Below are 25,998 nucleotides of genomic sequence, written 5' to 3'. Positions count from 1 at the left end.
GGTTAATGTAAATTATATAAGAAGCCCTCTTCCTTTCAAGGTGAACTGAACCCCAAATGGTAAACACTTTAAAAAAAGTGACCCCATTTGGGGTTTTTTCTGTTTTCAGACCCCGGTATACTAAATTTAGCTAACTTGGACGGGAGAAGATCACATGAGTAAAATTATATTCAATGAACACCAACAACGGGTCTTGGAGGCGAATCCAAATGTCGCTTCCGTATCCGATCGGGCGATTCAATACACGCCGGAATTCAAAATCCATGCCGTGAAAGAAAACTTAGCGGGCAAAGGCCCTGCCCAAATCTTTAGTGAAAGTAGATTTGATTTAACGGTTATCGGTTCCCAAAAAGCGAAGTCTTCCTTGAACCGTTGGCGGACGACGTTTAGAACGTATGGAGAAGATAGCTTCTTTGAAGAGCGTCGTGGAAAAGGCAGTACCGGCCGCCCCTCTACCAAAGATCTCTCTGCGGAGAAAAAGCTCGAAAAAGCGGAAGCACGCATCAAATACCTGGAAGCGGAAAATGAGTTGCTAAAAAAGCTCGAGGAGCTCGAGAGGCAGGCGAAGAAACGCAGCTGACCCCAGCGAAAAAATTCGAAGCGATCAATGCGGTGGTGCGGAAGTTCCAACTGAAGAATTTGGTGGAAACTCTTTGCCGCACAGCGAATGTCAGCCGGAGTGGCTATTACGCTTGGCTGGAGAAAGTGGAACAGCACGCCATTCGCGCAGAACAGGACTACCAAGATTACCTGTTGCTCAAAAGCATCTACGATGCGCATGGGGGGAAAATCGGTTATCGCACCTTTTATACGGTACTCACCGAACTGTTGGAAACGCCGATGAACCACAAGAAGATTCTGCGCCTCATGCGCAAATTCAACTTATTTGCCAAAATCCGGCGAGCGAACCCCTATAAGCAAATCGCCAAAGCCACACAGGAACACGCTGTCTGTCCCAACCTGTTGAATCGTGAGTTCGAACAAGATGAACCCGGTAAGGTATTCGTCACCGATATCACATACTTGCCCAACCGTTCGGGGCAAATGGCGTATCTTTCCGCCGTAAAAGATGTCGCCAGCCGTGAAATTGTCGCCTATGAAGTCACGACGACGCTCACGATGGAAATTGTTTACCGCACGTTAAAGAAATTGAAGGAAGCGTTGGACGGCAATGTTCACCCGGAAGCGATGATTCATTCCGATCAAGGCTTCCACTATACCCATCCCGAATACCAACAACGTGTGAAGGAGATGAAATTGACCCAATCCATGTCCCACCGGGGCAATTGCCTCGACAACGCTCCCATCGAATCGTTTTTTGGTCACTTTAAAGATGATGTCGATTTTAAACAAGCAACCAGCCTGGATGAATTGAAAGGGCTGGTGGATGAGTACATGGAGTATTACAACGGAACGCGCAAGCAATGGAATCTAAAAAAGATGACTCCGGCACAATACCGAAGTCATCTGATCGCAGCCTAGCTGCAGGGTACTTTTATTAAACTGTCCATTAAATGGGGCGCAGTTCACACTCTTAATAGTTTGTTTTCTTAGGGAACATCCCTACAAAATTATCTAATATTTCTAAAGCAGCAGCAAAAATCGTCCACCGTATTAAGTTTTCACTTAAAATAAGTGCGCCCTTTTTAGTATCATAATCATTAATGTTCTCCGAAACCCCAATTATTTCTGCGATTCCTTCGGGGCCAATAAAATCTGTATACACAAAAAATGCTAAGATTCCATAGGTTACGACTTTAGCAGCCCTTAAAAGTAGAATAAAAATCCACATAATCCCACCTCCTTATAGTAATATACCTTTTCTAATACTTTTTAAAAGTTATAAATAATATGAGTGACACATTTTAACATTTATTTTAAATGAAAAAGAGCACCCTATTGGATGGAAGAACGGTCAATTGAGAAATTTGACGACTATATGAGCACTTTTTAAAAAAATTGGGCAAATAAAAAAAGTTGCCCAATTGACGACTTTCATAAAAACAGAAAAAACCGTTGGAGCCTTAGAGCCCCAACGGTTTTCATCTTAGTACATTTTCAAGTATTGCTCGCGTTCCCAAGGGTGGACGCTTGTGCGGAACATATCCCATTCGATTTCTTTCGCTTCGACGAAATTGTTCAAAATGTGGCTTCCCAATGCTTTTTTCATCACTTCATCTTTTTGCAATTCCTGCAAGGCGTTGTAAAGTGTGCTCGGAAGATCTTCGATTCCCACTGCTTCACGCTCTTTTTGGTTCATTGCATAGATATTGCGGTCTACGGCATTTGGTGGAGTCAGTTTTCTTCTGATTCCATCAAGGCCTGCGCCAAGAAGAACAGCCATCGCTAAGTATGGATTAGCTGCCGGATCGACTGAACGCACTTCTACACGTGTAGACAAACCGCGTGATGCTGGAATACGCACTAACGGGCTACGGTTCTGGCCTGACCATGCAATGTAACAAGGCGCTTCATAACCTGGCACAAGACGTTTGTACGAGTTTACAAGCGGGTTTGTTACAGCTGTAAAGCCTTTCGCGTGTTCAATGATTCCAGCGATGAATTGGTAAGCTGTCTCACTCAATTTCATTTCGCCGTCTTCATCCAGGAATGTGTTGCGATTTCCATCAAACAAGGAAAGGTTCATGTGCATTCCTGAACCGCTGACACCAAATAGTGGTTTCGGCATGAACGTAGCATGAAGGCCATGTTTACGGGCAATGGTCTTAACAACCAGTTTAAAGGTTTGGATTTCATCACATGCTTGTACGGCATCTGCATATTTAAAGTCGATTTCGTGTTGTCCTGGTGCCACTTCGTGGTGGGAAGCTTCGATTTCAAAGCCCATTTCTTCCAGTTCAAGAACGATGTCGCGTCGGCAGTTTTCGCCCAGGTCCATCGGTGCCAAGTCAAAATAGCCGCCGTGGTCATTCAGTTCAAGAGATGGTTCGCCTCTTTCATCAAGTTTGAACAGGAAGAATTCCGGCTCTGGTCCAAGGTTGAAATGCGTAAATCCTAGCTCTTCCATTTCCTTTAATACACGTTTTAAGTTTGTACGTGGATCTCCAGCAAATGGCGTGCCATCTGGGCTGTAAATGTCACAGATTAAACGTGCAACTTTTCCTTTTCCTGTGATCCAAGGGAATACAACCCACGTATCCAAGTCAGGGTATAGGTACATATCAGATTCTTCAATACGTACAAAACCGTCAATGGACGATCCATCAAACATCATTTTGTTGTCGAGTGCTTTGTCCAATTGGGATGTCGGTATTTCAACGTTTTTGATGACCCCAAGAATATCTGTAAATTGCAGACGGATAAAATTAACGTTCTCTTCTTTTACTAATCGTTGAATGTCTTCTTTTGAATACTTGCCCATGTTCTCTTCACTCTCCTATAAATATTGTATGTAACCCCATCTCATTTAAAGAAACGGGTTAAATCACTTTGTCTGAAACCGCCTTTTTCAAAAGGACGGGCTTGGTGCTTCAATTCTTCGCGCAATAGTTTGCGCAACTCGGCATCGCTTAAGTTTTTCGGCTCTGCCTTTTCGTTTTTAGGGATTTCTTTTGTATCATATAATTTCTTGATGCCTGCAATATTCAGTCCCTGATCCAAATATTCTTTGATTTCGAGAAGTGTATCCACATCATTCAGGGAAAACATACGCTTGTTGCCTTCGGTACGGGCAGGGTTGATCAACTCATGCTCTTCATAATAACGAATTTGCCTGGCGGTCAATTCCGTCAATTGCATAACTATGCTGATTGGAAGAAGCGGCATCGTTCGTCGCACCCGGTTCGTCATAAGTTTCACCCATTTCACATAATTGCTACTCTTAAAGCATACATCATGTCAGATTACCTGTCAACAACATGTTATGTTTTCTTACATTAAAATTTCCCGTATGATCCATACGGGAAATCATTTAAATTAACTTCAATTTTTTTAATGCATCTACTGAATTCAATACGGCAATTTTTACGTGTTCATACGTAAGACCGCCTTGAACGAATGCTGTATAAGGTGGACGAATCGGACCGTCCGCAGTCAGCTCGATACTGGATCCCTGCACAAATGTACCGGCAGCCATAATGACATCGTCCTCATAGCCCGGCATGTAAGCTGGTTCAGGCGCAAACTGCGCATTGACCGGTGAACTCGCCTGAATGGTTTGGCAAAACGCAATCATCTGTTCAGCATTCTGAAACGACACTGATTGAATCAAGTCGGTCCGTTTGTCGCTCCAATGAGGCGTCGTCATCATGCCAGCCTGTTCCAGAAGCGCTGAAGTGAAAATGGCCCCTTTTAACGCTTGCGAAACAATATGCGGTGCCATAAAAAAGCCTTGATACATATCAGGCAGTGCATTAAGAGAAGCACCTGCCTCTCCTCCTATACCCGGAGATGTCATTCGGTAACCGCATTTTTCGATTAAATCCTTTCTTCCTGCGATATAACCGCCGATTTTCGCCAATCCGCCTCCCGGATTTTTGATTAACGAGCCCGCGATCATATCCGCACCCACTTCAATCGGCTCCTGCATCTCCACAAACTCGCCATAGCAATTATCGACAAAAATAACTGCATCCGGTTTTATCTCACGAACCCGGACTATCATCTCTTCAATTTCTTCTATTGTAAATGAAGGGCGTGTATCATATCCTCTGGACCGCTGGATGGCAATGACTTTTGTTTTGTCACCGATTGCATTTTGAGCAGCTTCCCAATCGATTTTATTGCCGGCATCCAGATCTGTATGCTGGTAGCTGATGCCGAAATCCCTCAACGAACCCGTATCTTTTTCTCCTCCTGAAACGATGGAATCCAAGGTGTCATAGGGTTTTCCTGTAAGGTAAAGCAACTCATCTCCCGGCCGCAAGATACCGAATAATGCAATTGTGATGGCATGGGTGCCAGAGATAATTTGAGGCCGCACGAGTGCCGCTTCCGCTTTAAAGACATCTGCGTAAACGCGTTCCAGCGTATCGCGCCCTTCATCATCGTAGCCATAGCCCGTTGACGGGTTGAAATGGTGATCACTGACACGCTGGTTATGGAAAGCATCCAGCACTTTCTTCTGATTAACGTATGCAATTTCATCAGCCAGCTGGAGCTGTAGTTGGATAGTTTCTTCTATTGTTCTAATCTGTGTATGCATGCAATTCTCCATTCTGTTAAACTTCTCATCTTATTATGAGGCACGACTTGAAATAGCGTCAAATTCTGATACAATTCATAGAGTCGTACGCGAAGGGGGATAAAAGGCTATGGCTTGGGAAGTACTGAGCGCCATTGGAACGATTGCTTTTGCAATTTCCGGGGCCATTATTGCAATGGAAGAAGAATACGATATTTTCGGCGTGTACCTTCTTGGCGTAGTCACTGCCTTTGGAGGTGGTGCCGTCCGGAATTTATTGATTGGCGTGCCGGTTTCGGCGCTGTGGGAACAGGAGTTTATGTTTCAGCTAGCCCTTATCTCTATCACGATTGTGTTTTTATTCCCGCATAAATTGCTTGGCCATTGGAATCGCTGGGGCTATTTCTTTGATGCAATCGGATTGTCGGCGTTCGCCGTACAAGGTGCCATTTATGCGGTCGATTTGGAATTGCCGCTTTTTGCAGTGATCGTTGCAGCAGTCCTGACAGGATCCGGAGGAGGAATCATCCGCGACTTGCTGGCAGGCCGTAAGCCATTGGTTTTGAAAGCGGAAATCTATGCGGTCTGGGCTGCTTTGGCGGGATTGTTTATCAGCTTTAATTTAGTGCAAACTGACCTGATGCTCTATTCTTTGTTTGTGCTGATTACAGCCTTGCGGATTCTCTCTTATACATTCAAATGGAGATTGCCTGCCCGCAAAATCCAAACTTCATGAAAACAGACCACTCGGCTAAATTTCCCGGGCGGTCTGATTTTTTATGTTATGCGATTGTCTCGCCGTTCCAGGCAGTCATGCCGCCTTCGACGTTAATTGTATCGATGTTGTTTGATTCCAAAATCCCACATGCCATTTCGCTGCGGCGGCCTGCACGGCACACCATATGATATTCTTTCCCGGCATCCAGTTCCTCGATGCGGTCTGCCATTTCCCCCAGAGGAATGTGCTTAGCTCCAGGAATCATTCCCGCGGCCACTTCGTCCGCTTCGCGAACGTCAATGATGTTCAGTTCTTCTCCAGCTTCTACTCGTTGCTGTAATTCATCTGCTGTGATGGTTTTCATACATACGCCTCCTGAATGTAATTCCTTTTCCACTGAAAATGCTATACCGTCAAAAGCCACCTGTCAACCAGAAAAGCTGAAGCAGCCGTCTAGACCCGACAGGCATAAGGCGCTTTGGCTGTGCAGCATCTTTTCAGCTGCATTGCCGGAGTGACTTATGACCCTGAGCTGGCTGCTGAAGCTGAACATCAAGAAAAGCTGAAACAGCCGTTTAGATTGGACAGGCATAAGCCATTTCGGCAAAGCGACAGAAAACTGAAACTAAGCCCAATAAAAAACCGGACTGCAACGGCAGTCCGGAATCTCCCTTACTCTTCGTGTTCGATCGCTACAGCTTTTGCTGGAGAAAACGTTGAGATAGCATGTTTATAGATCAATTGCTGCTTGCCTTCCGTTTCGACCAGCACCGTAAAGTTATCATAGGATTTAATGGTTCCTTTTAATTGGAAGCCGTTGAGTAAAAAGACAGTTACATAAATATTATTTTTACGAAGCTGATTCAGATAGACATCTTGGATATTGATCGGTTTCATGAAAATCCCCCTAATTCTCTACTTGTATTAAATTTTGTTGTCAGTTTATCAATTCGACAGTCTCTGTCATTTTCCTGCATGAAGGCGATTATTTCCTGCAGATTCTTTTCGGGATCTGCCAATGCATCAATCCAGAATATCGGTAATTTGTTCTTGAAATAAGTAAATTGCCTTTTGGCATACTTCCTTGAGTTTTGTTTGAGTTTTCGAACCGCTTCTTCACGGGTTGCCTTCCCGTCCAAATAAGCGTAGATTTCTCTATAACCAATGGCTTGAATGGATTGGACATCCCGTACGCCCCTGTTTCGCAATGACTCAACCTCAGCAATCAGGCCTCGCCCAAGCATCACCTCTACACGCTGATTGATGCGCTCATAAAGGATATCTCTCGAAATATCCAAGCCGATGATCAGTTCATTGTACATAGGCGATAATGCTAACTCCCGGTCACCTTTTTTCTGGCCGCTCATCAGGATTTCAATGGCACGAATAACCCTGCGTGTATTATTGGGATGGATGTCCGAATCTGGGTCAAGTGCCAGCAATTTCCGGTGCATGTTGTCAGGACCCAGTTCCTCCAGTTCCTGATGCAGACTGTCTCGAAGTTCCTGGTCCACTGCTTCCTCCGAGAATCGGTAATCAAACAAAACCGCCTGCACGTAAAGTCCAGTGCCGCCAACAATAATCGGCAGCTTGCCGCGCGATTGAATATCTGCAATTTTTTCGCGTACCAGCGTTTGGTATTCAGCAACAGAGAAACTTTCGTCCGGATTTTTAATATCCAGAAGATGGTGAGGAATCCCCTGCATTTCTTCCGGCAAAATCTTCGCCGTCCCTATCGTCATGTCCCGATAGATCTGCATCGAGTCCCCATTAATGACTTCCCCGTCCAATCGCTTAGCCAGTTCGAGGCTCAATGCCGTCTTGCCGGATGCGGTCGGGCCAACGATGGCTATTACATCAATCATTTCCGCACATCCAATCACCGATCAGCTCAAAATGAAAATGGCGATCAATTTCGTTCAGCAATTCATGGCGTCCTTGCTCCGCAAGATAAATTTTGACGTTCTTCATGCCTGCTTTATCGAATTGCTTTGCTGAACTGAAAACCCCTTTTCCATTGCCGCCAACAGGATCCATTGCGCCGCTGATCAACAGCACCGGCAAGTCTTTGCGGATGCGGTCAATTTCGGATGGTTTGTTGATGAGGGCCAAGCCTGAGAACAAATCCACATAAAACTGATTGGTCGATTCAAAACCGCACCAAGGATCCGCTTCGTATTTTGCAACCGCTTCTTTATCACTCGATAGCCAAGCACTCGCTGAACCTTCGTCGCCAAAAGGTTTATTGAAACTACCGAAGGTCATTTTACCAAGAGTCTTACTGGGCTGCTGTTTGCCTTGCATTTTTGCAGAGGCCAATGCCACAGCCAACCCCATTTTTCCGGAAGCCCCCGGGTTGCCGCCTGTGCCTGATAAGACGACCCGGCTGATGTCTTCGCTGTAAAGCTGCATATAACGCCGGGCCACAAATGACCCCATACTGTGGCCGAATAAAATAAGCGGCAAGTTGCCGGTTGCCTGCTGGACTTCAGTGATGACTGAGCGGGCATCTTCAACGACTTCGTTAAAACCGTCATGATCTGCAAAATAGCCTTGCACACCGTTGCGTTCCGCAGTTTTCCCATGGCCGCGCTGATCATGGCCGGAAACAATAAACCCCCGCGATGCCAAATACTCAGCAAACTCTTCATAGCGGGCAATATGTTCTGCCATTCCATGAATGATATGGACATGTCCGATTGGGTTTGGCGGTTCATAGCATACATAATAAAGTTCGTGTCCATCAGACACATGCATATAATCTTTGCGTACCTGCATTCTCCACACCCTTCCTCACTGAGTCATATCACCTATTCTTTATACTTACCCAAAACTCTCCAAACTGAGACACCTAATTCATGACTCGCTTGAACATTTTTTCAACATCATAGGTTTTGAAATGAATGATTACAGGACGTCCATGCGGACAAGTAAACGGCTGTTCCGCTTGTTTTAAATCCGCCAACAGCCGCTCCATGTCATGCTTCTGCAAAAAATGATTCGCTTTGATCGACCGCTTGCAGCTCATCATGATGGCTGCGTCTTCACGCAACTTTTTAACATCGACTTTGCGTTCTGTCAGGACCTGTTCAATTAAGTCTTCGATGACTTCCTGTTCGAAGCCTTTCGGGAACCAGGTCGGGTATTCACGCACAATGAATGACGTATCGCCAAACTCCTCGAGAAACACCCCGCTGTCTGCCAGCACATTCAAATTATCCTTTAACCGCAAAGCTTCATCGCGGCTGTAATGGAACGTCAACGGCAAGAGCAGTGATTGGCGCTCATTGCTGTCGATATCGCCCACTTTTTCGCGAAAATATTCGTATTTGATGCGCTCCTGTGCCGCGTGTTGATCAATGAGATAAAATCCGTCATTGCTTTGCGCCACAATATAAGTGCCGTGGATCTGCCCCACTACTTCCAGCTCAGGGAATTGCGGGCTGTCATCTTCTTCACGTTCCGGCAATGGCTGCAGCACTTCCTTGACCGGTGCGGCTTCCTCGGATTGCCGGCGAACCGGCTCCACTTCTTTTTCAATCGGCAGTTCGCTCCAGTCCTCCGCGGCCCTCTCAGGCAAAGGCTGCTTCGGCTCCTGGACTGTAAAGGAACTTTTCCACAGATCCAGTTGTTTGGTCGGCGCCTGCTTTACTGGTTTTGGTTTATCGATGACGGGTGCACGAACGACCGTACTGATCGTCCGGCGGATCGTTTCATGAATCAATTCCATCAATTCTTTTTCTTTGCTTAACCGAATCTGCAGTTTCGCCGGATGGACATTGACATCTGTCAAATAAGGATCGCCTTCAATATTCATCACCACAATCGGCTGCCGCTCAAGCGGCAAAAAGGTATGATAAGCGCGGTGTACCGTATTGGTGATCGCGTAATGTTTTACCCAACGGCCATTGACGAACAACGAAATATAGTTTTTATTGGCACGGGTGATTTCGGGTAGTGACGCGTAACCTGATATCTTATAATCATGCGATTGACCCTCAAAGGGCACCATTTTCTTGGCGATGGCCACTCCGTAGATATCTGCCAGTACACGCTTAATTTCTCCGCTGCCGGCTGTTTGCAGAATGGTTCTGCCGTCATGGGTCAATTTGAAGGCGATGGCGGGATAACTCAATGCAAACCGGTTCAGCAAGTCGATGGTATGGCCCAGTTCCGTTTGCAGCGTCTTCATGTATTTCAAGCGCGCCGGCGTATTAAAGAACAATTGATCGATTTTAATGTCGGTTCCTTTTCTCAAAGAACCGGCACGATGCTCTGTCAGGCGTCCGCCTTCCATTTGTACAAACGTCCCACTTGTTCCATTGGATGTGTGCAAAGTCACTTTGGAGACCGAGGCGATACTGGCCAGCGCCTCTCCGCGGAATCCAAGCGTGCGGATCCGGAACAAATCATGTTCATTGGCAATTTTACTGGTAGCGTGGCGGGAGAACGACAACAATGCATCGTCGGCATCCATTCCCACACCATTGTCGATGATCTGGATGGACGTCAGTCCGGCTTCGATCAGCAGCACTTCAATTGCTGTACTGCCGGCATCGATGGCATTTTCCACCAATTCCTTAACGACCGAAGTCGGGCGTTCGACCACTTCACCAGCGGCTATTTTATTGGATAAAGGTTCGTCCATCAATCGAATGACGCCCATGATTTCACTCCTTATTAATCAGTTTTTGCTGCAATTCGTTAATGAGCTGCAACGCTTCAAGCGGTGTCATCGCGGCAACTTGCACATCCGTGATGGTCTGAAGGATTTCATCTTTTTCGGTATCCATCTCATCAAAGAAGGATAACTGTTCAATGTTTTTTGGCTGTTGCTTTTTATCTTGTTCAAATGTTTTCAGCAGCTCGCGTGCGCGTGCCAATATCGGTTCCGGCAAGTTCGCAAGCTCCGCGACATGGATTCCGTAACTCTTATCCGCCGGGCCTTTTTTCACTTTGTGGAGAAACACCACTTTGCCCGATTGTTCCATTGCCGCCACGTGGACATTGTGAAGCTTATCAAGCGTACCTTCCAACGCCGTCAGCTCATGGTAATGCGTGGAAAACAACGTATTAGCCCCGATTTCACGGTGGATGTATTCAATCATCGATTGTGCCAGTGCCATGCCATCGTAGGTCGAGGTGCCTCGGCCGATTTCATCAAACAGCAGCAAGCTGTTTTTGGTCGCGTGGGTGATGGCATATTGCGATTCCAGCATTTCAACCATGAATGTACTTTGTCCGGACACCAAGTCATCAGCTGCCCCGATGCGCGTGAAGATTTGGTCGACGATCGGCAGATTTGCGGATTCAGCCGGTACATAACTGCCGATCTGGGCCAAAACAATCGTCAGTGCCACTTGCCGCATATACGTACTTTTACCCGACATGTTCGGTCCGGTGATCAACAACATGTTCTGGCCTTCTGCGAGCACGCAATCGTTCGGCACATAATGCTGCTTGTTGAGCATTTTTTCCACAACCGGATGCCGTCCTTCGATGATGGAAATTTCATTGGCATCATTAAAATCAGGTTTAACAAAACGATATTTTTCCGCTACATTGGCGAAACTCAGGAAGACATCCAGCCCGCTCAAGGAGGAAGCCAATCGCTGAATACGAGAAATGTATTGTTTGACTTCATCTCTGATCGCTACGAATAAATCATATTCAAGTGACAGACTTTCTTCTTCAGCTGTCAAAATCAACGCTTCTTTTTCTTTCAGTTCAGGCGTTGTATAGCGTTCAGCGTTCGCCAGCGTCTGTTTGCGGTCATAACGCTCCAAATCCGCCAAATGCATATTCGCTTTGGACATTTCAATGTAATAGCCGAATATGCGGTTGTACCCGATTTTCAGGGATTTGACGCCTGTCAGTTTACGTTCCTTCTGCTCTAGTTCTGCAATCCAGTCTTTGCCGTTGCGTGAAGCATCCCGGTATTCATCCAGTTGCTGATTAAAGCCATCACGGATGACGCCGCCTTCTTTTGAAGACAAGGGTGGATTTTCACTGATGGCCTGCAGCAATTCCCAGACCTCGATGCAGCGATCCAGTTTTTCACTGAACTCCACCAATGCCGGATTTCCCGAATTGGCCAATTCTTCAATCAGCACCGGCACTTTCTCAAGCGAGCTCCGAAGCTGCGCCAAATCGCGCCCACTGGCGCTCCCAAAGGCGATACGGCCGGATAGGCGTTCCAAGTCATAGACTTCCTTCAACAGCCCCTGAAGCTCTACACGCACGAAATATTGATCGATCAATGCGGCCACCATGTGCTGGCGTTCTTCAATCATCCGTTTATTCGCTAAAGGCTGGTGCAGCCACTGCTTTAATTTCCGGCTGCCCATCGCTGTAACGGTCTCATCCAAAAGCCACAACAAAGTGCCTTTTGTTTCACCGCCACGGATCGACTGCAGCAATTCCAGGTTGCGCTTCGAGTGGAAATCGATGCTCAATAATTGATTGTTCTCTTTGTAGGCAAACGCTTGAATGTGATCAAGTGATTGCTTTTGAGTCCGCGCAATATACGCCAGAAGACGGTGGCAGCTCATGTGCAGGTCATTCGGACAGTTAGCCACAAGCGAAGGGCTTAACGGAGCCGCTTCTTCCATCGTTTCGATAGACAGCACCAGGTCCTGCTCTTCTTCGGTCAATAAGACAAATAACTGCTCGGAAACTACCAATTCACGGATGTTCAACGATTGAAGTTCCTGAAGAAGGGCTTTTTCTGTCCCCATTATGTATGTAGCTGTTGCTTCGCCTGTACTGATATCAACATACGATAGCCCGAAGCCATCCGATAACTCGTCAGCAGCTGCAAGGAATACATTCGATTTGGAATCGACGCTTTTCCCTTCTGTATGCGTACCTGGGGTAACAAGGCGCACCACTTCACGCTTGACCACTCCTTTGGCCGTTTTCGGATCTTCCACTTGTTCACAGATGGCCACTTTATGGCCTTTCAGTATTAATTGATCGATGTAATTCTTCGCTGCATGATGGGGAACGCCGCACATGGGAATTCGGTCATCTCCAGTGCCTCCGCGGCTCGTCAGCGTAATTTCCAAAATCTGCGATGCGTTGATGGCATCATCATAGAACAACTCATAGAAATCGCCCATACGGAAAAATAAAAACGCATCCAGGTATTCGGACTTTATTTGAAAATATTGTTGCATCATTGGTGTCGGTGCCATTTTAAAACCTCTTTCAAATCGATTCGTCGTTTCTCTATTATACCAAAATTCAAAGGGGAAAAGAAAAAACTGAAAGAGCTTTGGCTCTTTCAGTTTAATGCTGATGGAAAAGTTATGAGTCAGTGTTGGTATTCAACACACGGCCGTTTCCGCTTTTCTTTGTCCAGCTCCAGCGATCGGCCCCTCGGGGTCATAAGTCAACCCAGCTGCGTGGCAAAGCGCGCCACTCTGCTGGCCTGTCTTATGCCTGACGGAGGTCCACAGGATGTGGATCAGGTAACCGTTGCGACAGGACGTCGCGTACTTAGGTTACCTTTCTTAAATGATCGTTTCCGCTTTTCTTTTTGTCCAGCTCCAACGGCCAGCCCCTCGGGTCATAAGCCACTCTGGCTATGCGGCTGAAAAAACGCCGCTTCGCCAAATCGTCTTATGCCTTTCGGAGCTGAACGGCCGTTTCCGCTTTTCTCTTGTCCAGCTCCAGCGATCAGCCCCTCGGGGTCATAAGTCCCTTTGGCAATGCGGCAGAAGAGATGCCGCACAGCCAAAGTGCCTTATGCCTGTCAGGACTACACGATCGCTTCCGCTTTTCTATTAATCGCAGCTTCCTGGTGTGTCGTTGCGGACTTTTGATCCAGTTTCGCCACGCAACAAGTCGCCGCCTGTTTCTGTGATGATGTTGTTTGTCACTTGGTTAGCGATGGCTGTTGAGACCATCTGCAATAAAGAGTTGACGTCACTTTGCGATTGTTTGAATTCCTGGACAATCGGCACAGCGTCAATTTCTTCTTCAATTTTAGTGATTTTGCCTTCAATCAAAGTCAATGCGCGTTCTTTACCGTATGCCTGGAAGTTGACTGCTTGTTTCTGCAAGCTCTTCAAGCTGGCGATTTTTTCGCGGATTTGTTGGTTTTCGTTAATTTGCGCTTCCGCACGTTTAAAGAAATCCACTTCTTCTGTTGCTGCGATCATATCTGCTACTTCACGTGCTTTGTCGATGATTTCCTGCTTTGTATACGTCATTTATAGACACCCACTTCTTGGTCTGATACGACTTCCATAAGTTCACCGTTCAATGACCATGTTTTAGTTTTAGTAATTCTTAATGCACGATGCAGTGCGGACGTGAATAGTTGCATACTGCAATCTTCACTATTGCCACTGAATCTGATTGTACAGGTAAATGGATCTGGCAGACAAGATTTCCGCCTTGTACAAGCAATGCCTTCAATTATTCGCCGAAAGTTTTAGCCGCACGATGAAAAGAAGACAATGCATGGACAAGTTGAAAGCATTGCCTTCACTTCTATTGCATAAAAACTTTCATTCGATACCTTATTATACTGAAAATCACGCATGTTCTACAAGGCGTCTGCTCGAATTGTCGGTGTTTCGTCAAGAAGCTGCAGATTTAGCCCTGGAACGGATAATCTTCATTGATATATACACGTTCAAATGATTTTGCCTTGCCCGATTGGTCGTCCACTTCCGTAAAGAATCCACTGACCACTGACCGGCCGCGTTTCGGCACTTCAAAACGCGTCGGCATATTGGTTTTGAAACGGTAAAGTACGGCATCTTTATTCATGCCGAGTATTTCATCATATGGACCTGTCATCCCAACATCCGAGATATACGCTGTGCCATTTGGCAAAATACGTGCATCGGCAGTCTGAACATGCGTATGGGTTCCCACTACAACGGAGGCACGGCCATCTAAATGCCAGCCCATGGCGATTTTTTCACTGGTTGCTTCTGCATGGAAGTCCACAAACACTAACGGAGAAATTGCTTTGGCTTCCTCTATCAGCTCGTCTGCTTTTTGGAAGGGATCTTCATGCGGCGGCAGGAAGACGCGGCCATGCAAGTTGATGACAGACAAGGTTTGGCCATTTTTCGTCACAGTCGCCATGCCACGGCCAGGTGCTTCGTCCGAAAAATTAGCGGGACGGATCAAGTAATCCACTTCATCAATAAAATCAAAAATCTCTTTCTGGTCCCATGTATGGTTGCCCATCGTCACCATGTCCACTCCCATGAACAGTAAATCCTGATAGATAGCTTTAGTGATGCCGCGGCCTGCTGCGGCGTTCTCGCCATTGGCGATGATGACATCCGGCGAATACTTTCTTTTCAATCTCGGCAAATATGACTCCAATGCATCTCTTCCGATTGACCCTACAATATCTCCAATAAATAAAATTTTCACAAACTCACCTTTTTCCATAAGAAAAAGGCTTCTTTGAATAGACATTCATCGAAGCCTCACCCTTATTATTTTGCGTATTCAACTGCTCTGGTTTCTCTGATGACCGTCACTTTGATATGACCTGGATAATCCAGCTCTTCTTCAATCCGTTTCCGGATATCACGGGCCAGACGATGCGCCGTCATGTCATCGATCTGTTCAGGGCGAACCATTATGCGAATTTCGCGTCCCGCTTGAATGGCGAATGATTTCTCAACACCTTCATACGATTCGGAAATTTCTTCAAGCTTCTCTAAGCGGCGGATGTAATTTTCCAGTGTTTCGCTTCGTGCACCTGGACGAGCGGCAGACAATGCATCTGCTGCTGCAACGATGACCGAAATGATTGAAGTCGCTTCGGTGTCGCCATGGTGAGAGGCAATACTGTTAATGACAACCGGATGTTCCTTGTACTTGGTTCCAAGTTCCACACCGATTTCCACGTGGCTTCCTTCCACTTCATGATCAATCGCTTTACCGATATCATGCAGAAGGCCAGCACGTCTGGCAAGTGTAACATCTTCTCCAAGTTCTGCTGCCATCAAGCCTGACAAGAATGCAACTTCCACAGAATGCTTCAGTACATTTTGTCCGTAACTTGTGCGGTAGCGAAGGCGCCCAAGAATTTTGATCAAGTCAGGATGCAGGTTATGTACACCTACGTCAAATGTGGTTTGTTCACCAATTTCACGAATTTGTTCATCCACTTCGCGTCTTGACTTCTCGACCATTTCTTCGATGCGTGCAGGATGGATACGGCCATCTGATACAAGTTTTTCAAGTGCCAATCGCGCCGTTTCACGGCGGATCGGGTCGAATCCTGATAGAATAACCGCTTCCGGCGTATCATCGATGATTAAATCGATTCCTGTTAAGGTTTCAAGCGTACGGATATTACGTCCTTCACGCCCGATGATACGACCTTTCATTTCATCATTCGGCAAGTTGACTACCGATACGGTAGTTTCTGCTACATGGTCTGCTGCGAAACGCTGCATCGCCAATGACAAAATGTTTTTCGCTTTTTTGTCCGATTCTTCTTTGGCGCGGGCTTCCGATTCTTTCATCATTACAGCAATATCAGTTGAAAGTTCTTTTTCAACGTCCTGCAAGATGATTGATTTCGCTTCTTCGCGTGTCAAAGATGAAATGCGTTCCATTTCGGACTGCTGCTGCCGGACTAACTCCTCAGCTTTGCTTTCCATCTGTTCAATATGCTGTTGTTTTTCTGCGAGCGCTTCGTCTTTGCGTTCCAGACTCGCTTCTCTTTTGTTTAAAGCATCATCCTTGCGATCTAAATTTTCTTCTCTCTGCAACAACCGATTCTCTTGTCTTTGTAACTCAGATCGGCGTTCCCGAATTTCAGATTCTGTTTCAGTACGCAATTTATGATTTTCGTCTTTCGCTTCCAATAAGGCTTCTTTTTTCAGCGCTTCAGCTTCTCGTTTTGCATCTTCGACTATTTGCTCCGCAGAGTTTTTAGCGCCTGCAATATTGGAATCGTTAGCTTTTTTCAATGCAAAATATCCAACAACCACACCGACGATGATACCAAGCAAAGCGAAGATGAACTCGTTAATACCCATTCGGACACCTCCTCTTGCTATTGATTTTTTTCAGTTTAAAAGATGAATAAGTAAAAATTTTTTCAACTGCAACTATTTAAGAATTAGTAAATTATACAATTTTAATTGTATAGATGGACTTATGTCGTGTCAACCAAGAAAAGCGCAAGCGATCGTCTAGCCCTGACAGACATAAGGCACTTTGGCTGTGCGGCATCTCTTCAGCCGCATGGACAGAGGGACTTATGACCCCGAGGGGCTGATCGCTGGAGCTGGACTAGAGAAAAGCGCAAGCGATCGTGTAGCCCTGACAGGCATAAGGCACTTTGGCTGTGCGGCATCTCTTCAGCCGCATGGACAGAGGGACTTATGACCCCGAGGGGCTGATCGCTGGAGCTGGACAAGAGAAAAGCGCAAGCGATCATATAAGGGAAGTAGCCTAAGTATGAGACTTCCTGTATCAACAGTTACCTGATTCAGAGTCTGTGGAATTCTGATAGACATCAGACAAACGCTTTCCTGGTTCTTATACAAATCGAACCTAATAATTCATTCCTGAAATCGCAGAAAAGCCGCTTAGCATGTGCTTGGCGGCTTTTCCCTGCTTATTCAAGTGATTTTATTCGTCGTCTTCATCCAGTAACAGGTTGAAATCTTCTGGGTCTTCTTTATTGCCGGCAATTGTGTAGGATGCTGCCGCCATACCGTAAGACTCACGGATTTTCCCAGAAATTTCATTGCGGACTTCAGGGTTATTCAACAAGAACTGTTTAACATTTTCACGGCCTTGGCCAATGCGTTCGTCGTTGTATGAATACCATGAACCGCTCTTCTGGATAATCTCCAATTCTGAACCGATATCAACGATTTCACCTTCACGAGAAATCCCTTTTCCGTACATGATATCAACTTCAGCTGTACGGAATGGTGGTGCAACCTTGTTTTTCACAATCTTGATCTTCGTTCTGTTACCGATGATTTCAGTACCTGATTTCAAGGCTTCTGCACGGCGCACTTCCAAGCGTACGGAAGAATAGAATTTCAACGCACGGCCACCAGGAGTCGTTTCCGGGTTACCGAACATAACGCCGATTTTTTCACGGATTTGGTTGATGAAAATCACAATCGTGTTCGATTTGTTGATGACGCCAGAAAGTTTGCGTAGAGCTTGAGACATTAAACGCGCTTGCAATCCCATATGAGAATCGCCCATCTCGCCTTCGATTTCCGCTTTTGGCACCAATGCTGCTACCGAGTCGACAACTACGATATCAACTGCTCCACTACGGACAAGCGCTTCTGCGATTTCCAATGCCTGCTCGCCAGTATCCGGCTGAGACAATAGCAATTCATCGATATTAACGCCAAGGTTTTTTGCGTAAACCGGATCCAATGCGTGTTCCGCATCGATAAATGCTGCTGTTCCGCCGGTTGCCTGCACTTCTGCAATCGCATGAAGCGAGACAGTCGTTTTACCTGAACTTTCAGGACCATATATCTCAATCACACGTCCGCGCGGATATCCGCCTATTCCCAACGCTGTATCCAATGCCAAAGATCCACTGGAAACTGATGAGATATTACGGTCGGTTTTTTCCCCCAATTTCATGACAGAACCTTTACCGAATTGCTTTTCTATTTGTTTTAACGCCATGTCTAACGCTGCTTTACGATCGCTCAAAAGAAATCCTCCTCTAAATGAAAACCTAATTTTCTACCTGTTTCTAGTATACTAGCTTATTGAGAAATACACAAGAAAAAAGCGAACGTTTATTCGCTTTATTTATTTAAAAGCGAAATTTAAACGCCTTATAAAGTGCAATTCCCATTTATGGGCAGAAAAAAACACGCAAAATTAAATTTTGCGTGCATCTTCATTGGTTAACGTTCGAATCACATAATGCAGCGCCAGTTTAACAGCCCGCAAGCGGTTTGTATTCCGCATGCCAGATAACTGGAGCCGGAAAGACTGCGAACCGTTTTCTGTAGCGATGCCGATCCAAACCGTACCTGCCGGCTGATCGCCATGGGCATCGGGACCTGCTGCGCCTGTCAGTGAAACGCTGATATCAGTCTTAAATTTGCTGCGCACAGCTTCAGCCATCGCTAGCGCTGTCTGTTCACTGACCACACCGTGTTCAGCAAGAAGCTCAGAAGACAGGCCAAGCTGATGTATTTTCATTTCCTCATTGTAAGTGATGACACCGCCTGCAAGCACAGCGCTTGCTCCTGCGACCGATGCTAATTCAGACTGAAAAAGACCCGCGGTTAAACTTTCAGCGGCGGAAATCGTTCTTCCCTGCCCTTTCAAAAGTTCCACCGTCTTTGAAGCCAATGAATCGTCGTCATAGCCGTAGAGATAGTCACCAACCAAATCCAATATTTCGTTCTTGGTGCTATTGATCAATTGCCATGCTTCTTCAACCGTATTGGTTTTGGCCGTAATGCGAAGAGTCACTTCCCCATCTGCAGCCAAAGGCGCAATGGTCGGATTCGACTGTTTATCTAAAATGTGCTGCAGCCGGTCTTCAAGTTCAGCTTCGCCAATGCCATAAAAACGCAGAACATGCGACAAAATGACATCCGCCTTATTCAGCAGTCTGGCCAGCTTCGGTTTTGCTTCGAACTGGAACATGGGCTCCATTTCTTTTGGTGGTCCGGGTAGCAGAATATAGACGCGTCCGTCTTTTTCGTACATCATGCCCGGCGCCATTCCGTTATGGTTGACGAGCACATCGCTATCTTTCAATACCAGCGCCTGCTTTTTATTGTTCTCGGTCATGGGTCTGCCTGCTCGCTGAAAAAAAGCAACGATGGAGTCCAATGCTTCCTGGTTCATTTCGAGCGTCGTGTCCAAGTGTCGGGCGATCGACTCTTTCGTCAAATCATCTTTAGTCGGTCCCAGCCCTCCAGTGAACAGGATCAAATCAGCGCGGCTTTCTGCAATTTTAATTGCATCTTCCAAACGGTCTGAGTTGTCTCCCACCACGGTATGATAATAAACATTGATGCCCAGTTCCGCTAAATGATTAGACAGGAAACGGGCATTTGTATTGGTGATCTGGCCTAATAATAATTCTGAACCTACCGCAATAATTTCAGCGTTCATCTGTTCAATCCCCTTTGCATGCGTTTATCCTGCAGTTAAAGCCAGTGAAGAAAAACACCTCCACTGCCTACAATTTTTTTGAGTTATTTTGAAGCCATCAATGCGCGGCGGTTGGCATAGAAATAATCCCAGCCCGACCACACCGTGAAGATCAAAGCGATGTAGAGCATAATTTCACCGAACGGCAAGCCAACCAATGTGAAAATAGTATTATGCAGCAACAAGGCTGCAATCGCCAAGATTTGCGCGGTTGTCTTGATTTTCCCCAGGCTGCCAGCAGCGACCACTTCGCCTTCTCCAGCAAGCACCAATCGGAGGCCCGTCACAGCAAATTCACGGCTGATGATGATGATGACAATCCACGATGCGGCAAAGCCCAGTTCTACAAGAATGATCAATGCAGCTGAAACCAATAGTTTGTCGGCCAACGGATCCAAAAACTTCCCGAAAGTCGTGACGAGGTTATATTTACGGGCATAATAGCCGTCCACCCAATCCGTCAATGAAGCAAAGATAAAAATAAGTCCTCCTACAAAATGAGTGACAGGCATTTCAGCTCCGAAAAGCGTTATGTTTCCCCAGTCGAAACCTGCTAGCATGACCACCATAAATACTGGAATCAATAAAATCCTCGAAATGGTGATCTGATTTGGTATGTTCATATTGTTTCTCCTTTCAAACTGTCAAGAAAAATAGCCATCCAAGATGGCTATTCGGCGTTCCTAAATTGAATAACGATATTTTGGGGTTGAATGTTTTGGGAATACTCAATCGGTTCACCATTGAGCGTCAAGGTAATATTTGAATAATCGCCAATACGCAAACGAACGCTTTCCACTTCCGATAGATCGATTTTTTCTGTTTCCTCAGCTTGCATGACACGGGCTTCAGAAGTCAATTCCTGCTGATTTTCATCAGTAGCTGCAATCCACGACGGGCCGCTTGCCGTTATTTCCAACTCACGTTCAGCGGGCCCCTGCCACGAGTAAGTCGTTGTTTCCCCTTGCGTTCCTTCAACAGTCAATACTGCTTCCAGCTCTTCAGGTTCTGCAGCAGGCTCGTCGGCGGGCTCTTCCTCAATAGGTTCTTCCGTCTCCTCCGGCACAGCAGGAGCCGGTGTCTCATAAGGAACACCGTTGCCCTCCTCCACAGGCGTACCCGTAGAATCCCTGTTTGTTGATGCGCTGTAAAAATACCAGGCAACCGCAAGGATCAGGACTATAAACAGCGCCACCAAGACTTTAGGGATAAATTCGGCATATGCTTCATTGGGCGCTGTCCTTGTGACTGAGCGGCTTCTGGAAGAAAAGGTATTTGGCATTTGTGGTTGAGCAGCAGGTTGATCGGCCGGCATTTCCAATTTATGCTGTTCGAGCAATTCTTCCCCGTTCAGCCCAACAGCTGCAGCATATTGCCTGATAAACGCACGTATATAGAAAGCGCCAGGCATCATACTATGGTTGCCGTCTTCTATACCAGCCAAATACCGTTTTTGTATTTTGGTCAAATCCTGCAGGTCTTCCAAACTATACCCTTTGGCGATTCTGGCCTCTTTGAGCCGCGTACCCAATTCACTCAATACAATCACCTGCCTACTTAGAAGTTGAATCCGTCACCAAACATATCGCCTTGTGATTTTTCGTTCATAAAAGTGTTTTTTTCCAACACTTCATAGGTGATTTTTTCTTCTGGATGATGGCGCAATTCGATAATATAATCAAAATCTTCAATGCTGTAATCTGATTGCTCAACAAACTTATCCGGATGCTCCACTACTTTAATGGTGGGCATACGCATCATTTCACGCACCAATTGCATATGCCGTTCATCGGATGAACGGCGAGTGACAATGCCATCCAAGATAAATATATTATTGGCGTTGTGTTCGTCGCCCATCAATTGATTGCGGACGGTTTGCTTGATCATTGTGGAAGATAAAAATATCCATTTTTTATTGGCGCTGACACTGGCTGCGACAATCGACTCGGTTTTTCCGACTCGTGGCATTCCTCTTAACCCCACCAACTTATGGCCTTCCTGCTTGAAGATTTCAGCCATAAAATCAACCAGCAGACCCAATTCATCACGCACAAAGCGGAAGGTTTTCCGATCATCCGCGTCACGCTGGATATAACGCCCATGGCGCACTGCCAGGATGTCACGCAGCTTCGGTTCGCGGAATTTCGTCACTTTGATAGTTTCGATGGTCGACAGTATCTGTTCAAAGCGCTCCAGCTGAACATCATGCTCAGCACGCAGCAGCATTCCACGCCGGCCTTGGTCGACACCATTGATGGTTACGATATTGACGCGCAGCATTCCCAGAAGAGAAGCGATATCGCCAAGCAGACCAGGACGGTTCACTTGAATTTCGTATTCAAAATACCATTCTTTCATGCAATACCAGACCTTTCTCTACAGGAATCTCTAGTTAATATGATAGCGGATTTACTGCTATGGGGAAAGGGGCATATAGTTACAGGAAATGCGATTATATCAGCCATCCGCCATTAATTCGGAGGGTTTGCCCAGTCATATAATCCGCTGTTCCGCCGACCAGAAATTCGACGGCATCCGCTATATCCTGAGGGGACCCCAACCCCAATGGGATATCGTCCTCGATTTCCTGCAATTCTTCTGCAGAAAAGGAATCATTCATTTTCGTCATGATGAACCCTGGTGCCACTGCATTGACACGTGTTCCAGACGGCGCCATTTCTTTGGCATAGGCTTTAACAAATGCCAGTTGGGCACCTTTCACAGCTGAATACACCGTTTCCATAGAGGCACCGGTCTCACCCCAGATTGAAGAGATAAAGACAACATAAGATTTATTATAACGATGAAAAAAAGGTGAAATCGAACGGATCGCCGAAATCGGATTTTTCACATGCACACGCCAAAGTGACTCCATGTCCTGTTCTGTTGTATCAATGAGCATTTTCTGTAAGGAATGCCCGCTCGCCACAATAACGCAGCTTGCATCATAAACATTTTCAGCCAACTGCCCGGATCCTGCTTCATCAGCAAAGTCAGCCTGTATCGGAACAAACTCCTGTGCAGGATACTGTTCCGTTAACCGGGCCGCAAGCCTACTTGCTGGATTCGAATTCCAATGCAGGTACAGCGACCATCCGCTCTTTGCCAATTGATGAGCGATGCTTTCACCGATTTCTCCAGAAGCTCCTAATAAGACGGCAAACCGTTTCACTCTGCTTCTTTCGCAGTCGGCATAATAGTGAAGATCGATTGCTGGGATTCATGGCTGACTAAAGCAAAAGCATTTTGAAGGTCAACCACTTCCAGGCTCTCCAGAACGGGGACAACATCGAATAAGTTCATTTCATTGAACGCGTAATGGGTAAACTGGTTCGCGATATATTCAGGCGAATTCAACGCTCTCAGGAAAAAACCGATTTTCTTGCGGCGAACACGGTCAAGGTCTTCCTGTCCAAAAGGCCATTTTTCAATTGCATTTTGAAGCGTATGTTTGATTTCCTTTATCAGCACTTCGGGTTTGTGGGTATCAGAACCGATCAAAGCATATCCGAAACCATGCTCTAATGAATAATCAAAAGAATAAGATTCATCGATCCAATCGTTTTCGTAAGCATGATGATAAAAATCCGATGTCCGACCGAACAGCAATTCATAGGCCAATTGAGCTGCCAATTCATGCTTGAGCATATCAGGCCCAATCAAATCCAACTTTTCCGGTTTGATGCCGTAAAAGACTTTCGGCTTCTGAACGCTCATTTCCAGTACGCGTTCCTTGATTGCCACTTCTTTCGGCTCTTCCGGATAAATGCGTTTGATTTCTGTTGGCGCTTCAAATGTTTTCTGCGCTTGATCTTCTTTCACCAATTTCATCATCTGATCCGGATCGACATTTCCGACGACGAACAACAACATATTGGACGGATGATAGAACGTGTTGTAGCACGTGTATAAATGTTCAGCCGTGATGTCCTGGATGGATTCTACAGTGCCCGCAATATCAATTTTCACCGGATGGTTTTTATAAAGGTTTTCGATGATGCCAAAATACAGGCGCCAATCAGGCTGGTCATCGTACATCGTAATTTCTTGCGCAATGATGCCTTTTTCCTTTTCTACGGTCTTTTCCGTAAAATAAGGGCTTTGGACAAAATCCAAAAGTGTTTTGACGTTTTTATCGATTTCGCCCGTAGCCGAAAACAGATAAGCGGTCCGGGTAAATGAAGTAAAGGCGTTTGCTGAAGCACCCTGTTTGCTGAACTCCTGGAAAACGTCCCCTTCTTCTTTTTCGAACATTTTATGCTCAAGGAAATGAGCGATGCCGTCCGGCACTTTAATCGGTTCCATTCCACCTTGAGGGACAAAATGGTTGTCGATCGAACCGTATTTAGTAGTAAAAGTCGCAAAAGTCTTCGAAAATCCTTTTTTTGGCAGAATATAAACGTCCAGCCCATTATCCAACTTCTCGTGGAAAAGCGTTTCTTCCAATTGTTCAAATTCGACTTTATGCATCTTTTTCATCCTCCTTGCCTGATAAGAAATAAGTCATTTCCAAAGACAGTTCCTGAGCAACAGCGGCAATGTCGTCTTTGGTAACGTGTTTCCATCTGTTGATCATAAATTCCGGTTCAAATGAATCCGTCAATTCCATGTATTGATCATAAATATCGATTTGTCCACGCGCTGAATCCAATGCCTCTTTCAATTGGTTGGTCAGCAAGGCCTTTGTCTGTTCAAGCTCAATATCAGAAATATTGCCTTTTTTGACTTCTTCCAATTGTTCCAGAATCAATGCCACTGCTTTTTCTTCCAGTTTTGAATCAATCCCTGCCAGCACAAACATCAAGCCAAATTGCGAAGCGAAAGAACTTGATACGTAGTAAGCCATGCTTTCTTTTTCGCGAATATTAACAAACAGCTTCGAATGTGCATAACCGCCAAAGACGCCGTTCATCAATTGCATGACGGGGAATTTTTCGTCGCGGAACGTAATTGGTGTAAAGAATGCCATATGCAATTTCCCTTGTTTCATGTCTTCATATTCAAGCACGCGTGACTGTTCCGGTTTAACCAATTCCAAAGGCGGTGCAGCTATCGCTTTTTCCCGATCCTTGAAGTGAAAAAATTCACGGATATGAGACGCAATCATTTCCGGTTTAACGTCACCCACTGCATATATTTCAATTTCATTTTCAGTCAACATTTCTTTGTATTCGGCAACCAATTGTTCGTTGGTGACATTTTCTACATCCTCAATAGTACCATTCGATGTGATTGAAGCCGGATGATTGGGCAATGCCAATTCCATCATACGCTGCTGCGCATAACGCGTCTTTTCATCAAAAACGGATTCAATGCGTTGGATAATGGCATTTTTTTCACGTTTAAAAATAGCTTCCATAAATAAGCCATGCTCAAAATTCGGCTTGAACAAAACGATGTACATCAAATTCAGGACTTTTTCCAAAACCCCTTTTTCAGACAGGTATTGATCATTCACCGTTTCAACGTTCAGCGTCACAATATGCTCATTGCCCCGCTTTGAAGAATCTATGTAAAGAGATGTACCGTACAGGTCGTCAAGAACCATACGCAGCGCCGTGTGTGAGGGATAGACCTCATTGCTGTGCTGCAGTACATTTGCCAAAATCGAACGGGCAGATGCTTTTTCCTTGGTAAGTTTATCTTTGAATTTAATCGAGAAATTTATCGTTTTAAACTGTGTAGTTTCATTGACGTGCACATTAACGCCTTTAGCAATGTTAATCGTTTCAAACATGTTGAATCCCCTCTCGTCGTTCATGTTCTAACTATACCGAACCTTTTCCGTTAATTGCAAATAAAGAAAAGCGAAGATGCCCGTATTCGCCCTGACAAGCGCTGAAGGATTTGCTGTTAATGGCGCTTTTTGCCATCATCAGCAAGTCTGAAGCGACCTCGAGGGACCGGGCGTCGGAGCTGGATCATAAGAAAAGCGAAAGCGACTGGATCGGCATACAATAAAAAGTGGCTTTTTCGTAAGTCT

23 protein-coding genes are annotated in these 25,998 nt (G+C 45.7%); 2 read left to right on the top strand and 21 right to left on the bottom strand.

The genetic code is table 11. The features are described 5' to 3' along the window. Positions 1–154 precede the first annotated feature (154 nt). A protein-coding gene (locus QMA04_RS06820; protein ID WP_290184671.1) for an IS3 family transposase occupies positions 155–1,482 on the top strand; the annotation gives its coding sequence in 2 pieces (ribosomal slippage) (positions 155–533 and positions 533–1,482; 1,329 coding nt in all). A 52-nt stretch (positions 1,483–1,534) separates the two neighbouring features. On the opposite strand, the gene QMA04_RS06815 is transcribed toward QMA04_RS06820, so the two are convergent. The 4 genes from QMA04_RS06815 to QMA04_RS06800 all read right to left on the bottom strand — a co-directional run bounded on the left by QMA04_RS06815 (position 1,535) and on the right by QMA04_RS06800 (position 5,164). Then, the gene (locus QMA04_RS06815) at positions 1,535–1,792 is read right to left on the bottom strand and encodes a hypothetical protein (protein WP_290184669.1); all 258 of its coding nucleotides are present in this window, start codon (positions 1,790–1,792) and stop codon (positions 1,535–1,537) included. A gap of 255 nt (positions 1,793–2,047) precedes the next feature. Next, complete coding sequence (gene glnA, locus QMA04_RS06810; RefSeq protein ID WP_290184667.1) at positions 2,048–3,382, bottom strand: type I glutamate--ammonia ligase; 1,335 nt, start codon at positions 3,380–3,382, stop codon at positions 2,048–2,050. 41 nt (positions 3,383–3,423) lie between these two features. Continuing rightward, positions 3,424–3,810 (bottom strand): MerR family transcriptional regulator, encoded by a 387-nt coding sequence (locus tag QMA04_RS06805; protein WP_191714166.1) that lies wholly within the window; start codon positions 3,808–3,810, stop codon positions 3,424–3,426. Between the two features lie 121 nt (positions 3,811–3,931). Next, positions 3,932–5,164 (bottom strand): methionine gamma-lyase family protein, encoded by a 1,233-nt coding sequence (locus QMA04_RS06800; RefSeq protein WP_290184664.1) that lies wholly within the window; start codon positions 5,162–5,164, stop codon positions 3,932–3,934. Between the two features lie 109 nt (positions 5,165–5,273). Here QMA04_RS06800 and QMA04_RS06795 point away from each other — a divergent pair, with 109 nt between their 5' ends. After that, on the top strand, positions 5,274–5,879 hold the full coding sequence (locus QMA04_RS06795; protein WP_191714164.1) for a trimeric intracellular cation channel family protein: 606 nt from the start codon (positions 5,274–5,276) through the stop codon (positions 5,877–5,879). 46 nt (positions 5,880–5,925) lie between these two features. Here QMA04_RS06795 and QMA04_RS06790 read toward each other — a convergent pair whose 3' ends face one another. From QMA04_RS06790 to yfmF, 17 genes are all read right to left on the bottom strand, one after another. Next, positions 5,926–6,225 carry a rhodanese-like domain-containing protein gene (locus QMA04_RS06790; protein WP_290184661.1) on the bottom strand — a complete coding sequence of 100 codons (300 nt, stop codon included), beginning with the start codon at positions 6,223–6,225 and terminating at the stop codon, positions 5,926–5,928. 308 nt (positions 6,226–6,533) lie between these two features. Beyond that, on the bottom strand, positions 6,534–6,758 hold the full coding sequence (gene hfq / locus QMA04_RS06785; protein WP_146556690.1) for an RNA chaperone Hfq: 225 nt from the start codon (positions 6,756–6,758) through the stop codon (positions 6,534–6,536). Continuing rightward, positions 6,755–7,741, bottom strand: coding sequence for a tRNA (adenosine(37)-N6)-dimethylallyltransferase MiaA (miaA, locus tag QMA04_RS06780; RefSeq protein ID WP_483313713.1), 987 nt, complete (start codon positions 7,739–7,741; stop codon positions 6,755–6,757). The genes hfq and miaA overlap by 4 nt, the downstream gene beginning before the upstream one ends. Then, on the bottom strand, positions 7,719–8,639 hold the full coding sequence (locus QMA04_RS06775; protein ID WP_191714161.1) for an alpha/beta hydrolase: 921 nt from the start codon (positions 8,637–8,639) through the stop codon (positions 7,719–7,721). Before QMA04_RS06775 ends, miaA begins: the two co-directional genes overlap by 23 nt. Positions 8,640–8,712: 73 nt before the next feature. Then, complete coding sequence (mutL, locus tag QMA04_RS06770) at positions 8,713–10,527, bottom strand: DNA mismatch repair endonuclease MutL (protein WP_290184658.1); 1,815 nt, start codon at positions 10,525–10,527, stop codon at positions 8,713–8,715. Positions 10,528–10,531: 4 nt separating this feature from the next. Beyond that, positions 10,532–13,057 carry a DNA mismatch repair protein MutS gene (mutS, locus tag QMA04_RS06765; RefSeq protein WP_290184657.1) on the bottom strand — a complete coding sequence of 842 codons (2,526 nt, stop codon included), beginning with the start codon at positions 13,055–13,057 and terminating at the stop codon, positions 10,532–10,534. 591 nt (positions 13,058–13,648) lie between these two features. Continuing rightward, complete coding sequence (locus QMA04_RS06760) at positions 13,649–14,077, bottom strand: YlbF/YmcA family competence regulator (protein ID WP_191714158.1); 429 nt, start codon at positions 14,075–14,077, stop codon at positions 13,649–13,651. 388 nt (positions 14,078–14,465) lie between these two features. After that, positions 14,466–15,263, bottom strand: coding sequence for a TIGR00282 family metallophosphoesterase (locus QMA04_RS06755; RefSeq protein WP_191714157.1), 798 nt, complete (start codon positions 15,261–15,263; stop codon positions 14,466–14,468). 65 nt (positions 15,264–15,328) lie between these two features. Beyond that, complete coding sequence (rny, locus tag QMA04_RS06750; protein ID WP_191714156.1) at positions 15,329–16,888, bottom strand: ribonuclease Y; 1,560 nt, start codon at positions 16,886–16,888, stop codon at positions 15,329–15,331. Positions 16,889–17,486: 598 nt separating this feature from the next. Further along, positions 17,487–18,548, bottom strand: coding sequence for a recombinase RecA (gene recA, locus QMA04_RS06745; RefSeq protein WP_191714155.1), 1,062 nt, complete (start codon positions 18,546–18,548; stop codon positions 17,487–17,489). 174 nt (positions 18,549–18,722) lie between these two features. Continuing rightward, positions 18,723–19,976 carry a competence/damage-inducible protein A gene (locus QMA04_RS06740; RefSeq protein ID WP_290184656.1) on the bottom strand — a complete coding sequence of 418 codons (1,254 nt, stop codon included), beginning with the start codon at positions 19,974–19,976 and terminating at the stop codon, positions 18,723–18,725. An 83-nt stretch (positions 19,977–20,059) separates the two neighbouring features. After that, entirely contained in the window at positions 20,060–20,638 is a 579-nt protein-coding gene (pgsA, locus tag QMA04_RS06735; RefSeq protein WP_191714153.1) for a CDP-diacylglycerol--glycerol-3-phosphate 3-phosphatidyltransferase, read from the bottom strand. 47 nt (positions 20,639–20,685) lie between these two features. Beyond that, positions 20,686–21,564, bottom strand: a complete 879-nt coding sequence (locus QMA04_RS06730; protein ID WP_290184655.1) for a helix-turn-helix domain-containing protein — start codon at positions 21,562–21,564, stop codon at positions 20,686–20,688. Positions 21,565–21,572: 8 nt separating this feature from the next. After that, on the bottom strand, positions 21,573–22,373 hold the full coding sequence (locus QMA04_RS06725) for a DUF3388 domain-containing protein (RefSeq protein ID WP_191714151.1): 801 nt from the start codon (positions 22,371–22,373) through the stop codon (positions 21,573–21,575). A 94-nt stretch (positions 22,374–22,467) separates the two neighbouring features. Then, a complete protein-coding gene (ymfI, locus tag QMA04_RS06720) occupies positions 22,468–23,187 on the bottom strand; it encodes an elongation factor P 5-aminopentanone reductase (protein ID WP_290184654.1) in 720 nt (239 codons plus the stop codon). Next, a complete protein-coding gene (yfmH, locus tag QMA04_RS06715) occupies positions 23,184–24,485 on the bottom strand; it encodes an EF-P 5-aminopentanol modification-associated protein YfmH (protein ID WP_191714149.1) in 1,302 nt (433 codons plus the stop codon). Before yfmH ends, ymfI begins: the two co-directional genes overlap by 4 nt. Continuing rightward, on the bottom strand, positions 24,478–25,752 hold the full coding sequence (gene yfmF, locus QMA04_RS06710) for an EF-P 5-aminopentanol modification-associated protein YfmF (protein WP_290184651.1): 1,275 nt from the start codon (positions 25,750–25,752) through the stop codon (positions 24,478–24,480). Before yfmF ends, yfmH begins: the two co-directional genes overlap by 8 nt. Positions 25,753–25,998: the final 246 nt, after the last annotated feature.

The sequence above is a fragment of the Planococcus sp. APC 3900 genome, from assembly GCF_030407735.1.
Taxonomy (GTDB): Bacteria; Bacillota; Bacilli; order Bacillales_A; family Planococcaceae; genus Planococcus; species Planococcus notacanthi.
Note: the sequence above shows the minus strand (reverse complement) of the source record. Positions and strands in the feature narration are given on the sequence as shown.

Coding starts and splice junctions, on each gene's coding strand:
- QMA04_RS06815 (WP_290184669.1), bottom strand. CDS start 1,792: ATGTGGATTTTTATTCTACTTTTAAGGGCTGCTAAAGTCGTAACCTAT.
- glnA (WP_290184667.1), bottom strand. CDS start 3,382: ATGGGCAAGTATTCAAAAGAAGACATTCAACGATTAGTAAAAGAAGAG.
- QMA04_RS06805 (WP_191714166.1), bottom strand. CDS start 3,810: ATGACGAACCGGGTGCGACGAACGATGCCGCTTCTTCCAATCAGCATA.
- QMA04_RS06800 (WP_290184664.1), bottom strand. CDS start 5,164: ATGCATACACAGATTAGAACAATAGAAGAAACTATCCAACTACAGCTC.
- QMA04_RS06795 (WP_191714164.1), top strand. CDS start 5,274: ATGGCTTGGGAAGTACTGAGCGCCATTGGAACGATTGCTTTTGCAATT.
- QMA04_RS06790 (WP_290184661.1), bottom strand. CDS start 6,225: ATGAAAACCATCACAGCAGATGAATTACAGCAACGAGTAGAAGCTGGA.
- hfq (WP_146556690.1), bottom strand. CDS start 6,758: ATGAAACCGATCAATATCCAAGATGTCTATCTGAATCAGCTTCGTAAA.
- QMA04_RS06775 (WP_191714161.1), bottom strand. CDS start 8,639: ATGCAGGTACGCAAAGATTATATGCATGTGTCTGATGGACACGAACTT.
- mutL (WP_290184658.1), bottom strand. CDS start 10,527: ATGGGCGTCATTCGATTGATGGACGAACCTTTATCCAATAAAATAGCC.
- mutS (WP_290184657.1), bottom strand. CDS start 13,057: ATGGCACCGACACCAATGATGCAACAATATTTTCAAATAAAGTCCGAA.
- QMA04_RS06760 (WP_191714158.1), bottom strand. CDS start 14,077: ATGACGTATACAAAGCAGGAAATCATCGACAAAGCACGTGAAGTAGCA.
- rny (WP_191714156.1), bottom strand. CDS start 16,888: ATGGGTATTAACGAGTTCATCTTCGCTTTGCTTGGTATCATCGTCGGT.
- QMA04_RS06740 (WP_290184656.1), bottom strand. CDS start 19,976: ATGAACGCTGAAATTATTGCGGTAGGTTCAGAATTATTATTAGGCCAG.
- pgsA (WP_191714153.1), bottom strand. CDS start 20,638: ATGAACATACCAAATCAGATCACCATTTCGAGGATTTTATTGATTCCA.
- QMA04_RS06725 (WP_191714151.1), bottom strand. CDS start 22,373: ATGAAAGAATGGTATTTTGAATACGAAATTCAAGTGAACCGTCCTGGT.
- yfmH (WP_191714149.1), bottom strand. CDS start 24,485: ATGCATAAAGTCGAATTTGAACAATTGGAAGAAACGCTTTTCCACGAG.
- yfmF (WP_290184651.1), bottom strand. CDS start 25,752: ATGTTTGAAACGATTAACATTGCTAAAGGCGTTAATGTGCACGTCAAT.